The organism is Pseudomonas sp. NFX224 (assembly GCF_048565165.1).
Lineage (GTDB): Bacteria > Pseudomonadota > Gammaproteobacteria > Pseudomonadales > Pseudomonadaceae > Aquipseudomonas.
Genome location: NZ_CP183416.1, coordinates 1,757,344 through 1,771,141 on the forward strand (window position 1 = coordinate 1,757,344; position 13,798 = coordinate 1,771,141).

9 protein-coding genes are annotated in these 13,798 nt (G+C 60.5%); 2 read left to right on the forward strand and 7 right to left on the reverse strand.

Translation table 11 applies throughout. From position 1 onward, the window contains the following. Nucleotides 1-60: 60 nt before the first annotated feature. Nucleotides 61-726 (reverse strand): DsbA family oxidoreductase, encoded by a 666-nt coding sequence (locus tag ACNYC6_RS07965; RefSeq protein WP_419711826.1) that lies wholly within the window; start codon nucleotides 724-726, stop codon nucleotides 61-63. A gap of 63 nt (nucleotides 727-789) precedes the next feature. After that, on the reverse strand, nucleotides 790-1,821 hold the full coding sequence (locus ACNYC6_RS07970) for an alpha/beta fold hydrolase (protein WP_419711827.1): 1,032 nt from the start codon (nucleotides 1,819-1,821) through the stop codon (nucleotides 790-792). A gap of 203 nt (nucleotides 1,822-2,024) precedes the next feature. Between ACNYC6_RS07970 and ACNYC6_RS07975 the strand changes: the two genes are divergently transcribed. Next, nucleotides 2,025-7,226 (forward strand): dermonecrotic toxin domain-containing protein, encoded by a 5,202-nt coding sequence (locus tag ACNYC6_RS07975; protein WP_419711828.1) that lies wholly within the window; start codon nucleotides 2,025-2,027, stop codon nucleotides 7,224-7,226. A gap of 111 nt (nucleotides 7,227-7,337) precedes the next feature. Here the strand turns inward: ACNYC6_RS07975 and metE are convergent, their stop codons facing one another. Continuing rightward, nucleotides 7,338-9,650 (reverse strand): 5-methyltetrahydropteroyltriglutamate--homocysteine S-methyltransferase, encoded by a 2,313-nt coding sequence (gene metE, locus ACNYC6_RS07980; RefSeq protein WP_419711829.1) that lies wholly within the window; start codon nucleotides 9,648-9,650, stop codon nucleotides 7,338-7,340. A gap of 110 nt (nucleotides 9,651-9,760) precedes the next feature. Here metE and metR point away from each other — a divergent pair, with 110 nt between their 5' ends. Continuing rightward, nucleotides 9,761-10,678, forward strand: a complete 918-nt coding sequence (gene metR / locus ACNYC6_RS07985; protein WP_419711830.1) for a transcriptional regulator MetR — start codon at nucleotides 9,761-9,763, stop codon at nucleotides 10,676-10,678. A gap of 56 nt (nucleotides 10,679-10,734) precedes the next feature. Here the strand turns inward: metR and ACNYC6_RS07990 are convergent, their stop codons facing one another. The 4 genes from ACNYC6_RS07990 to ACNYC6_RS08005 all read right to left on the reverse strand — a co-directional run bounded on the left by ACNYC6_RS07990 (nucleotide 10,735) and on the right by ACNYC6_RS08005 (nucleotide 13,789). Beyond that, complete coding sequence (locus ACNYC6_RS07990) at nucleotides 10,735-11,232, reverse strand: N-acetyltransferase family protein (RefSeq protein ID WP_419711831.1); 498 nt, start codon at nucleotides 11,230-11,232, stop codon at nucleotides 10,735-10,737. 2 nt (nucleotides 11,233-11,234) lie between these two features. Beyond that, on the reverse strand, nucleotides 11,235-11,873 hold the full coding sequence (locus ACNYC6_RS07995; RefSeq protein ID WP_419711832.1) for a LysE family translocator: 639 nt from the start codon (nucleotides 11,871-11,873) through the stop codon (nucleotides 11,235-11,237). 22 nt (nucleotides 11,874-11,895) lie between these two features. Next, nucleotides 11,896-12,309, reverse strand: coding sequence for an NUDIX hydrolase (locus tag ACNYC6_RS08000; RefSeq protein WP_419711833.1), 414 nt, complete (start codon nucleotides 12,307-12,309; stop codon nucleotides 11,896-11,898). Nucleotides 12,310-12,463: 154 nt separating this feature from the next. After that, nucleotides 12,464-13,789 carry an APC family permease gene (locus ACNYC6_RS08005; protein WP_419711834.1) on the reverse strand — a complete coding sequence of 442 codons (1,326 nt, stop codon included), beginning with the start codon at nucleotides 13,787-13,789 and terminating at the stop codon, nucleotides 12,464-12,466. Nucleotides 13,790-13,798: the final 9 nt, after the last annotated feature.

Genomic DNA, 13,798 nt, shown 5'->3' on the forward strand with positions numbered 1-13,798 from the left:
TCGGCAGCGACGGCCAAAACCATAGTGGCACATTGACACTTATTTGACGACCGAAATCCGTCAGCTAACCGTTCCGCCCTTCGCTTCACTCATGATCTGCCGAATCGCCGCCACGAAGGACTCCACCGGTTGCCCGCCCGTGACGGCGTATTGGCCGTTGAAAACTACCGTCGGCACCGAACTCACCCCGCGCGACAGCCACAACTGTTCTTCCTCACGAACCTCGGTGGCGAATTCTTCCGATCCCAGAATCGACTCGGCCCGTTGCCTGTCCAGACCGACGCTTTGCGCGATTGTTACCAGCTGAGGGTGATCGGAAGGATTGCCGCCGTCACTGAAATACGCCTTGAACAACGCTTCTTTCAGTTGCTGTTGCAGCCCTTCCAGTCCCGCCCAGTGCAATAGGCGGTGAGCATCAAAGGTGTTGTAGATACGGCTGTTGCCGTCGGTGCGAAACGCAAACCCGACCTCGGCACCGCGCGCGCGGATCATCTCGCGATTCTTTTGCGACTGCTCCGGTGTCGAGCCGTACTTCTCGGTGATGTGCTCGGTGATGTTCTGTCCTTCAGGTCCCATCTTCGGGTTCAGTTCGAAGGGCTGGAAACGGATCTCGGCACGCACCTCGTCACGCAAGATGTGCAGGGCTTTGGTCAGACCATACAAACCCACGACGCACCAGGGGCAGGACACGTCGCTGACGAAATCGATTTTCAGTGGGGCACTCATCATTCACCTCGCTGGCTGGAAAGGCACCGGAAAACCTGCACGATACACCCAATGTAGAAGGTGTCAGAGCAGGTTGTGCTCAGCCACCGGCTCGATCTGCGCCCAGTGCGAAGTGTCCTCGCGGTGTTCGCGCAAATACGGCAGTACCGCCGCCAGTAACGGCGCCTTGAACGTCTCCTGGAATCGATGCGCCAACCCCGGAATCAACTTCAACTGGCTGCCGCGCAAATGCGCCGCCAGATGCACACCATGCATCACCGGCAACAACGGATCGGCGGTGCCATGCACCACCAGCGCCGGGACGCGCAATTGATTGAGTAACGCCACTCGGCTTGGCTCGGCGAGGATTGCCATGATCTGCCGTTTCACACCCTCGGGATTGAACGCCCGGTCATACGACAGTGCGGCCTGATGCAACAACGCCTGGCGATCATCAACGACTGTCGGGCTGCCCAGTGCCGCCAGCAAGTCGGCCTGTTGCTCCAGGGCCACTTCACGATTCGGTGCGCCGCGACGCGACAGTAATTGCACCAGTGCCGCACTCGGTGCCGGCAGGCCTTCGGCGCCGGAAGTGGTCATGATCAGGGTCAGGCTTTCCACCCGTTGCGGTGCCATGGCCGCCATGTGCTGGGCAATCATGCCGCCCATGCTCGCACCCAGCACGTGAAATTGCTCGATGTGCAAGGCATCCATCAGGCCCAGGCCATCGTCGGCCATGTCGGTCAGCGAATACGGTGCCGAGACTGGCAAACCGAGCTTGTAGCGCAGCACTTCGAACGTCAGGTTGGCTTCAAGCGGCGCTTGCCGCCACGTCGACAGGCCGACATCGCGGTTGTCATAACGAATCACCCGAAAGCCCTGCTGACACAGCGCGACCACCACCTCATCGGGCCAGTGAATCAACTGCCCGCCCAAGCCCATCACCAGCAGCAATGCCGGGTCCGAGGCGCGGCCGATGCTCTGATACGCCAGGCTTACCTGGGCCAGATCTACCCGTTCGGTCGGTACATTGACGTCACAACGAGACGCCGCCAGGGACGGCAGGCCGAACAAAAATGCGGCCAAAAATACAATTCTTGATAAAAAAACACGCATGAAAAACACCAAAACGCAGAACCCCAGTAGAGCGCGAGTCTGATGAAGTTTGTTCAAGCGCGCTGCCACACTTCCATGACAGTTTGATGAAGAGTGCCGGGCGGTCATTGCCTTGCGATAACTATGTACCACCAACGCTGTTCACGACGGACCTCTAATGGCCCCATCGCCGGCATGGCCCGGCCCATTGGAGATCTGTCGTCATGCTCGACGAACCCATGCCCCCACCGGCCGACTTCGGCCTTGTTCCCCTTGTCGCGAGTGTGGATCAGTCACTGTTGCTGAGTGCATTGGCCCGCTGGAAAGAATGCCGCAAGCAGTGGCTCGACCTCATGGCGCAAAGCCCCCGACCGCCACTCGACAGCATGTGGTGGAACGCACGCGCACGCGGCACTGACATTTCCCGCAAAGCCCAGGCAACCCGGCTGTATCGGCAGCATTTCGAGGCTTCTAGCCAGGTGGCTTTTGCCCTTGGCAGCTTGCAGGCTGAACAGATGAAAACGCTGGAGGCGGCGCCCGATGCGGCCGTTATCTCTGTCGAACAGCTCACACTGAGCAGCGCCGATGGCCGTCGCGCCGAACTGCCGGGCGCCCTCGTCATCTCTCAGGGCGACCCTCACCCGGTTGCTCAAATGCTCTACCTGCCCGCCCACCAAACGTCATGGCGTTCTTTTTCCAGCCGCAACGATCTGCAATGCTGGCTGATTGACCACCAACAGCAATTGCTCGGTCCATCGCAAATCGATGCCGGCACCGTCACTGTTGCCTACACCGCTCTGGCAAGCAACCCGCTGGAGCTCGGCGCCGAATCCCTGCTGAGCGAACTGTCCAGCGCTGAAGCGGATCTACGTGGCAGCGCTTTAGCCCAGGCGCCCGACCTGCCAGTCAGCGGGGAGCCCTCCAGCGACAACGCTGCCCTGTTCGGCCTGCTGAGTCCGGATATTCCGCTAGGCTTGCGACGCAAGGCTCTGACCCAGCAACAGTCAGCGCTGGAAGACCTGCTGGGCAAGGACTTCCAGGGCAACACCGATGATCCGCGCCGGCAACAGCTGCAACGGCAACTGGATGCCCTGAATACCGCAGAGCAAGCCAGCGTTCGCGCCGCGACGGCCCTGCTTACCAGCGCAAACCCGTTGCGGATGCTGGAGCTGCGCAGCCTGCCGAACGCCGATTATGCAGCGCTGTACCACGCCCGCCTCGCCGGGTTGCGCGCCGAAGCCGATGCGCAGTTGACCCTGAACCAGATCAGTCGCGAAGAACATCAGTGGCTGAAGACAGCGTTGGACGCGCCGGATGGTCTGGACGGCCATTCAGACGTGGTGGTCGCACGCATTACCCTTCAGTTGATCGAGTCCGATGGCGCCAGCTCGACGACCCAGGCACAGGAGCTGGACGGCGTGCTGGTGTTTACCCACCCGTCCGCGTTGCAGTCCGACCCGTCGCAAAGTCTGTTGCTGTACTGGCCCGGTCGCTACGGTGGTCTGCAACGCTTTGACTCCCGGCAAGCGCTTGAGCGAACGCTGTTCAAACTGACGACCCGTAATCAGTCGCTGTTGCTTTCACCGTTGAGCGTCAACCCGTTTGAATACGCCTTGCAGAACCAGCTCTACCGCAGTGAACAACAGGCCGTGCGATTGATCGCCGAGAACCCCGTTGCGTCCCATGCAAACCAGCGTGCCGTGAAGATGGATAACCTGCGCGAGCAGACGCTCGCTCGCCTGACCGTGGCGATTCCCGCCGCGCGAGAACTGGCCTTCGCGCAATGGCTGGAACAGACCAACAGCAGTGGCTTGGCCAATAACTTGCCGCCATGGCTCGGCGCACTCACCGATGCTCAACGCGCGCAGCTCAAGGGGCTGTTCACGTCCTGCATCACGGCGATGAAACGCGCCCATGAACTGCTTGAACGCGAGCTGCCACCGAGGGAGGCCTTCAGCAAAAAAGCCATCGACGCCCGCCTACGGCAGGACTTCGGTTTGATGCAAAACGTCGAGGTGACGCTGGACCTGCCCGACGACACCTATTGGCAAAGAATCCTGATCGAGGGTGCCGCCCCGGGGACGCCGCAGCAGAACGTACTGTTCGCCAGCCCGCAACGAAGCCGGTTGTCGCTCGCCGAACTGGCGCAAGGCAACATCGACCAAGCGCTGTGGTTGCGATTGTCTTTCATGAAGGTCGAGATCACTGCCGACGACGAATCGGAGCGCGAGACACTCAAAAGCGGGATCACCCAGGCCTGGTTGCGCAAAATGATCACCGAGCTGGACCTCGCCGGGGAATATGAAAAGCTGATCCGCGACACATTCCTGGGAACGTCGAGCGCATCGACTTTCAGCAACGAACATCGGCGTGAATGCCTGAGCGAACCCTGGCGCCTGATGCTCAAGTTGCAAGGCGAGGTTGCCATGCTGCAACGGCAGATCAGCGCCGCGGGCCTGCAAGTGCTGCAGATCGCCATCGACGCCAATCGCCGCGAGGATTACGCGGCCGACGGCAAGCGCATCGTGTTGCTGCCAGCGCACCTGACCGTGGGCGGCGAAGATACACAGAATCGCGGGCCAAGCACCTTGGCCGGCGTGACCTTCATCGTAGAGCAGATCAGCGGCCTGACCCTGCTCTACCTGCCCGACAGTCCCGATGATCAATTTCTGCGCGAGTACGCCAGCCTCGAAGAGGCGCGCAAAGCCTTGTTCAATCTGTGCCTGCACACGCGAATGGTCAGCTACCTGGCGGACCGCGCCCTGACCGGCGAAACCGCCCGACACGTCAGCCGGACCAATCAGGCACTGCTGAAAAATTACGATGCCCTGATTGGCATCGGTACACCGTGGCCGGCAACCACCTCGCTGGCGGCCCATTTGCTCAATGTGCACATGGGCCGGTTGCTGGAAGCCCATCGCGCGACATCACGCTCTAACGACGCCTTGTTCCTTGAGCGCGTCGCGTTGAAGTCCGGAGCGATGTTCAATTATCTGAAAATGGCCGTGGGCATGTTGCCGTTCGTGGGCGCCGCCGTGGCGTTGTACGACGCCTGGAGTAGCGCCAACCTGGCGGTTGCGGCGTTCCTGCGCGGGCAGGTCGGTCATGGCCTGGCCGAGGTTGAAGCGGTGCTGCTGTCGCTGATTGACGCGGCAATGGACGTGCTGCCCGGCGCCGCGGCGACGTCGACTGTTACCCGCGCCGCCACTCGAACCCGCCAATTGCGCAGCGTGACGAAAAGCGCAGGCGCCTTGCACAAGGCCACGCAACGACAGGCCCGGCATACCCTGGAACGCTTCAGGGGCTACGAGTACGAACACCCGATTTCGCTGGCCGGCCTGCAACCGGGCAGCCACGGCGCCTATCGCACTGTCTATCGACACGCCGACGGCGATTTCATGATCAGCCACGGGCGCATCTACCGCATCGAACTGAGCAACAATCCACAGCAGTGGCGCTTGCACGGCACGTGGGCTCGCCCGTACAAACAGCCCATCGCCCTCGATGAGGCGGGGAACTGGAATACCCATTACGCGGTGTACGGCACGGTAATCGAGGGCGGCGGTGCCGGTGGCGGAGCGGTGCTCGGCCACATGGCCGACGGGCTGGACCCATTGTGGCCGGCCGCCATTCGCCGCTGGTTGCCGCGCTGGTGGACCGATCGCGCCTTGCGCCGTCAACTGACCCTGACCAATACCGCCGAAGCCTACACCCGGCAGCTCGATACCCAGACCCGCGCCAGCAACACCTTGCTGACCGACTACTTCGATACCCGGCCTGTTGCGCAGCGACCGACGCGAGCCCAGGTCGACCTCGCCTGCGCCAACGATATCGAGCTTGCGCAAAACCAATACCGGAACCTGGAGGAACTGATGCTGTACAGCCATGGCCGAAAACGCACGGCGATCGAAGACATTCAAAGTCGCTGCGCCTGGATCATCGTCGACCGCTCGATTCGCAGAGTAGATTTGGCCAGGGAGCGTTTGCTCGAGTACGTGGACCGCATCGATCAGCTCATCGTGCGTTCCGACATGGCGCCAGCCTATGATCCCACCCCACACATACAGCTGAAGGCGCAACGCAAGAAGATACGCAAAGACTTCATCAAGGAGTTTGACCACCTTCATGACCGCGTCGAAGACGCCCACCGATGGAACCGTCGGATCACTAACCGCACGCAAAAGTCGACGCTCAAACCACAAATCGAGACCTTGAGCACCAAACTCAGCGACGCCAATTATTACTACCTGAAATCGGCGCATGTACTGGAAATCATCACCGACTATGACGCCGTCACTGATCTGTCCTGGTTTTACTTTCACAAGCAACTCCATCAGGCGCGCAACAAGGTTGGACGCGCCCTGCTCACCCAGCAAGAACTTCCGGCAGTGCGCGCCAGCTTCAGCCAACGTAACAAGGTGCTCGAAGACTGCCTGGCGACCTATACCGAATTCCGCCGCCAGCTCACCGCCTGGACGCTCGGCTATCCGCAGCATCTGGATCTGCCAGAGGTCGAGGTGTTTCTGGACAACCTGAACAAGGTCGAAGAATTCGCGCACCATGCGATCAAGAATCGACCGTCCACTACACCGATCGAGGGACATAGTGGCAAACAACTCTTTGAGACCGAGGACAACCAGTTGTTGATCGGGGTCGCCAGCACCGATCCCGTCACCAAACAAAAGCGCTTCACTCTTGAAGGTATCACTGGCCATTCGGAAACCTGGCAACCTCGTGCCAGTGGCAAATATCACCTGAGTGAACCCGAGATCAGCGCTCAACCTCAGTTGCCGATGGATGTCGGGCCATTACTGATCGAAGCGAAGAAAAGGCTCGGCGCGATAGAGGCGTACAGAGTCCAGGTCGAGGGGTATGCGCGGCGAAACATGCTGCCGGTCGACCTTGAACACATGATGAGCAGTGAGGCTGCGGAACTGAACATGCGTGCCAAGGCCATCGAAGGGCTGTCACCCACCGAGACGGTCGCCGTGCAATTGCGCAACCGCGCAGATGAGTTGTTGCGCACTGGACGCACGCTACGGATCGATCAATCGATGAACAGCAAAACCCCGACCGAGGGCTATCTGGACGATTTGCTGGAACAACGGGTTGTGGATATCCGCAAGGAAGGCGTCCTGCGGGATCTAGGCAAACGCCCGGACGGACGCAGGGATTTCCTGCAGGAATACGAGGTGCGCGATCTACGCGGTGAAACGGCGCAAACCTTGTGGTACGCGCACTTTCACTACACCTCGGCGAAGCCTGCGTTCAACGAGTTCGTCAAGGGTCATTTGAAGTTGCCGGAACAGCGCAACCTCGGCCTGCAATGGCAACAGGCTGCTGCCGCCAGTGGAGCGCCGGTTGAAGCAATCTGGCGCGGCGACATCGGCAAGCCGTTCGGGGTCAAACACTTCTCGGATCTCTGAAAAACGAAAAACCCTGTAGGAGCGAGCCTGCTCGCGATGGCGGTCTGACATTCAATATCTGCATTGACTGACACACCGTTATCGCGAGCAGGCTCGCTCCTGCAGGGGGAATCAGGCCAACTGACTGCGCAACTGCCGTGCCGCCGCCACCATGTTCACCAACGCCGCTTCAGTCTCCGGCCAGGCGCGGGTTTTCAGACCGCAGTCGGGGTTGACCCACAGGCGCTCGGCGGGGATGCGCTGTACGGCCTTGGCCATCAACTTGACCATCTCGGCCGTGTCCGGCACCCGTGGCGAGTGGATGTCGTAGACGCCCGGGCCGATGTCGTTCGGGTAGTCGAACGCTTTGAAAGCCTCCAGCAATTCCATGTCCGAACGCGAGGTTTCGATGGTGATCACGTCGGCATCCATCGCCGCGATGGCTTCGATCACATCGTTGAACTCGCTGTAGCACATGTGCGTGTGGATCTGCGTTTCATCACGCACACCGCTGGCGCTCAGGCGGAACGCTTCCACCGCCCAATCCAGATATTCCTGCCATTGCGCCCGGCGCAGCGGCAAGCCTTCGCGGAACGCCGCTTCGTCGATCTGCACGATCTTGATACCGGCGGCTTCCAGGTCCACCACTTCGTCACGCAGGGACAGGGCCAGTTGCTGCGCCTGGACTTTGCGCGACACGTCTTCACGCGGGAACGACCACATCAGCATCGTCACGGGACCAGTGAGCATGCCTTTCATGACCTTGTCGGTCTGATTCTGGGCATAGGTGATCCAGTCGACGGTCATGGCTTTCGGACGGCTTAGGTCACCGTAGATGATCGCGGGTTTCACACAACGAGAACCGTAGCTCTGCACCCAACCGAAACGGGTGAACAGATAGCCGTCCAGTTGTTCGGCGAAGTATTCGACCATGTCGTTGCGTTCGGCTTCACCGTGCACCAGCACGTCGAGGCCCAGGCGTTCTTGAATCTGCACGGCGTGGCGAATTTCATGGTGCATGGCGTCGGTGTAGTCGTTGGCCGACAGCTTACCTTGCTTGTACGCCTGGCGCGCCAGGCGGATCGAACCGGTCTGCGGGAACGAACCGATGGTGGTGGTTGGAAATGCTGGCAGTTTCAGGCGTGCGCGCTGTTGTTCGATGCGCTTGGCAAACGGTGACTGCCGCTGGCTGTCCGCCGCGCTGATCGCGTTGATACGGGCTTGAACCTCAACCTTATGAATGCGCGGCGACTCGGCGCGGCTCGCAGCAATCGCGCGACTTTCTGCCAGGGCGGTTTGCACTTTTGGCGCTTGCGGGTCGTTCAGGGCATCGCGCAGCACCGCGATTTCACCGCACTTTTGCACGGCGAACGCCAGCCAGCTTTTCAGTTCAGGGTCGAGTTTGTCTTCGCGCTCCAGGTCCACCGGGCTGTGCAGCAGCGAGCAGGAACTGCTGACCCACAGATTGTCGCCAAAACGCTCCTGGGCAAATTTCAGTTGCGCCAGCACCGGCTCCAGTTCGCAGCGCCAGACGTTGCGACCGTTGACCAGGCCCACCGAGAGAATCTTGTAGATCGGCAAGCGATCGAGCACGTGCAGCAGTTGATCCGGCGCACGCACCGCATCGATGTGCAGACCTTGCACCGGCAGGCCGACGGCCAGGCCGAGGTTGTCTTGCAGGCCGCTGAAGTAGGTCGCCAGCAGTTTTTTCAGCGGCGAATATTGAAGGATGTGATAAGCGCGTTCGAAGGCGTTCTTCCATTCCTGCGGCAGATCGAGGGTCAGGATCGGTTCGTCGATCTGTACCCACTCCACGCCTTGGGCAGCGAGGCGACCGAGGATTTCTCCGTAGATTGGCAGCAGGCGCTCCAGCAGATCGAGCTTGTCGAAATCGTTGCCTTTGGCTTTGCCCAGCCACAGGTAAGTCAACGGACCGATAATCACTGGTTTGACGGTATGACCCAAGGCCTTGGCTTCTTCGACTTCTTCGAACAACTGTTCCCAGCTCAGTTTGAATGGCTGGTCGGCGGTGAATTCCGGGACCAGGTAGTGGTAGTTGGTGTCGAACCACTTGGTCAGTTCCTGGGCGTATTGTGCTTTGCCATGTTCGCCGCCGCAGCAGCTTGCAGTGGCGCCACGGGCCATGGCGAACAGGGTGTCGAGGGTCGGCAGGCCGCGCTCGTCCTTGGTGCTGTCGAAACGCTCGGGGACTACACCGAAGGCCAGGGAGTGAGTCAACACCTGGTCGTACCAGGCGAAGTCGCCGACCGGCAGCAAGTCGATGCCGGCGTCTTTCTGCAATTGCCAGTGGGTGGCGCGCAGTTGGCGGCCGACGCTTTTCAGCGCGTGCTGGTCGATGTCGCCCTTCCAGTAGGCTTCGAGGGCTTTTTTCAGTTCGCGGTCGGCGCCGATGCGCGGGAAACCTAGGGTGTGGGCCACGGCCATGTCGAATGCGCTCCTGTATAAAAGATGGCGCTATTGTCGACAGCCAACCCAACATGAGACAAACTCAACCTTTTCGTGTTGATCACAAGTTTTTCTCATGGAGCCCTCCGGTGCTTGAAATCCGTCACCTCAAGACCCTCCACGCCTTGCGCGAAGCCGATAGCCTGGTGGACGCGGCCGACCGCCTGCACCTGACCCAATCGGCGCTGTCCCACCAGTTCAAGGAACTGGAGGAGCGCATGGGCATGCCGCTGTTTGTGCGCAAGACCAAACCGGTGCGTTTCACCAGCGCCGGTTTGCGCCTGTTGCAACTGGCCGATTCCACCCTGCCGTTGCTGCGCGCTGCCGAACGTGACATCAGTCGACTGGCCGGTGGCACCGCCGGGCGCCTTCACATGGCCATCGAATGCCACAGCTGCTTCCAGTGGCTGATGCCGACCATCGACCAGTTCCGTGATGCGTGGCCGGAAGTCGAGTTGGACCTGGCGTCGGGTTTCTCCTTCGCCCCGCTGCCGGCCCTGGCCCGTGGCGATCTGGACCTGGTCGTAACGTCCGACCCGGTGGACCTGGTCGGTATTACATACGTGCCGCTGTTCACCTACGAAGCGATGCTCGCCGTGGCCAATCAACACAAACTGGCGAGCAAGGCCTACATCGTGCCGGAAGACTTGCTCACGGAAACCTTGATCACTTATCCGGTGGAAAGGGACCGACTGGACATCTTCACGCGCTTCCTGGAACCCGCCGACGTCGAGCCGGCCCAGGTCCGCACCTCGGAACTGACGGTGATGATGATGCAACTGGTGGCCAGCGGACGCGGCGTGTGCGGCATGCCCCATTGGGCGCTGCATGAGTACAGTTCACGGGGTTATGTGAAGGCCAAGCGGTTGGGCGAGAAAGGTTTGTTCGCGACGCTGTATGCGGCGATTCGGGCTGACATGCTGGATGCGCCGTACATGCGCGATTTTCTGCTGACGGCGAAGGACACATCGTTTTCGACATTGGATGGGGTGAGTGCCGTCCGCTGAAATGCGAACACATGTAGGAGCGAGCCTGCTCGCTCCTACATGTGTTCGTGGTGGACTTATATTTCGCGCCACATGTGGATCTTGTCGAAGTACTCCTCCCCCACCCGCACCCCCATCGGCTCAAGGCCGAACTGGATGAAGCCGCAGCGCCGGTACAGGTTGAACGCCGCGTCATTGCCGGCGGTAACGGTCAATTTGATCAGCCGCAGATCCTGATGGGACCGCGCTTCGGCCAGAACCGCCTCCACCAATTGAAAGCCGAGCCCACGCTGACGCACGTTGGCCGATACGTACATGCCAAACAGCGTCGCCTTGTGTCGCGCCTTTTCCCGAGGTTCGAAAGCCAGCCCGACAATGCCGGCCAACTTGCCCTCTTCGAACGCGCCGAACACCACGTCGAGCTTGCCGGTCAGGCGCGCTTCCCACCAGCTCAGCGGCATCGTCGCACGCTCGCGCGCACTCGACGTGAAGGCTTGCGGGTGCACGTCGTAGGCCTCAAGCATCAGTTCTCGATAGTCCAGCGCATGACTGGCATCCAGTCGCTCGATCCACATGTTCAGGCCATCCGCTTTTGCTCAAGCATCAAGCGCAACGCCAACGCCGACAACACAAAACCCATGAAATAACGCTGCATCGCCAGCCAGGTCGGGTTGTTGACGAACCACGAAGCGATGCCCGCCGCAAACAGAGCGATCATCAGGTTGACGCTGAAACTGACGCTGATCTGGGTCAGCCCCAGCACGATGCTTTGGGTGAACACCGAACCGTGTTCGGGCGTGATGAACTGCGGAAACACCGAGAGGTAGAACACCGCGATTTTCGGGTTCAGGGCACTGGTCAGAAAGCCCATGGTGATCAGTTTTCGCGAAGAGTCCGGCGGCAACTGTTGTGCCTCGAACGGCGACCGCGCACCGGGCTTGACTGCCTGCCAGGCCAGCCACAACAGGTACAGCGCGCCCGCCCACTTCAGCACTTCATAAGCTAACGGCACCGCCAGGAACACCGCGGTCAAACCGGCCGCAGCGGCGAATAGATGCACGAAGAAACCCGCGACCACACCGAGCAACGACGTCACTCCGGCCTTGCGCCCCTGGCAGATCGAACGGGAGATCAGGTAGATCATGTTCGGCCCCGGCGTCAGCACCATCAGCAATGCAGCAGCAGCGAAAATCAGCAGGTCCTGGAGCGGGATCATGGCGGTTCCTATGCGTGAATGATCAGGCGATCGAGGTCAGCGAAGCTCGATAAAACGGCAGGATCAGGTCCCGTGTCAATGGCGCCAGAGTGACATCGCCATCGGTCGACGGGTCGATCCAGATCACCTCTTCAATCTCCGCCGCAGGCGTCACGTCGATATCGATGTGAAGCTGAAAAATCTCGGCATGAACGGTAAAGCCCGGCTCGTTAGCGGCCGGTGCCGAAAACTGTCCGAGGAACGTGGCCTGCGCCGGGTCGATGTCCAGTCCCAACTCTTCTTCCAGCTCCCGGGCCAGGGTGTGGATAGGCAATTCATGGGGCTCGATCTTGCCGCCCGGCTGCATGAACGCCTGAGTGCCGCGCTTGCGCACAAGCAGGGTTCGACCATCGGGACCGATCAGCAGGGCGGCGGCAATGTGGATAGTTGTCGACATGACAAAAAGACCTTTGACTCAAAAACGGCAAGGATCACATGTCCGCCCTGTAGGCGCGAGCTTGCTCGCGATGGTCGTGAACGAAAACGCGTAAACCAGATGCCCATCGGCGCCCTCATGTTTATCGCGAGCAAGCTCGCGCCTACAGTTTCCTTTATGCAGCTTCCTGGAAATCCATCTCCGGCGGCTGGCGACGGAACCCACCGGTCAACACCGCGAGGTACACCACGCCAATGGCCAACCAGCTCAGCCCCAGGTAAATAGCCAGGTGATCGAGGCTGACCATCAACCACAAATCTGCCGCCAGACCGATGAACGGGAACAGCAGAAACAGCACGAATTCGCGCAGGCCTTTTTTCTCGCCGCCGATCCAGTAATGGAAGATCACCGACAGGTTCACCAGGCTGAACGCCAGGAACGCGCCGAAGTTGATGAACGAGGTTGAGGTGGTGACGTCGAGTTTCAGCGCCAGCAAGGCGACGACCGCACACAGCAAGATGCTGTTGATGGGTGTGCCGAAGCGCTCATGCAACGTGCCGAAGAACGACTTCGGCAGCACGCCATCGCGGCCCATGGCGTAGAGCAGGCGCGAGCCGCTGGCCTGTGCCGACAGACCCGAAGCGAACTGGCCGACGATCAGTCCGATCAGGAAGATCGAGACGAACAGGTCGCCGCCGATGTTGCGCGCAATTTCATAGGCCGCCGAGTCGACGCTGTCGAACTGGAACGACGGGTGGGCGATCTGCACGAAGTACGACACACCGACGAAAATCAGCCCGCCGATCAGGGTGATCAGCATGATCGCCCTTGGGATGGTGCGGCGCGGGTCGCGGGTTTCTTCGGTCAGGGTGCTGACCGCGTCGAAACCGAGGAAGGAGTAACAGGCGATGGCCGCGCCACTCATGATCAACGGCATCTGCATGTCGCCGTTGAAGAACGGTTTGATCGACCACAACGGCGTGCTCGCATCGCCGCCGAGGTAGTGCACGCACAGTGCGACGAAGGCGATCAGCACCAGGAACTGCACCAGCATCAGCAAGGCGTTGATGCCGTTGGCCAGTTTCAGGCCGACAATGTTGATGGCGCTGGTAATGCCGATGAACGCCAGCACCCAGACCCATTGCGGCACGGCCGGGAAGGCGGAGTTGAGGTACGCCGCGCCGATCAGCCAGATCGCCATCGGCAGAAACAGATAATCGAGCAGCACTGCCCAACCGGCGATGAAGCCGAGTTTCGGGCTGATGGCCTTGCGCACGTAGCTGTAGGCCGAGCCGGCCACCGGGAAGGCCGAGGCCATGCGCCCGTAGCTCATGGCGGTGAAGAACATCGCCACCAGTGCCGCCAGATACGCGGCGGGCACCATGCCGGCGGTGGATTGAGCGAGGATGCCAAAGGTGCCGAGCACAATGATCGGCGTCATGTAGGCGATGCCAAACAGCACCACCGACCCCAGTGACAGGGTGCGTTGCAAACGAGCCATGAGCGACTA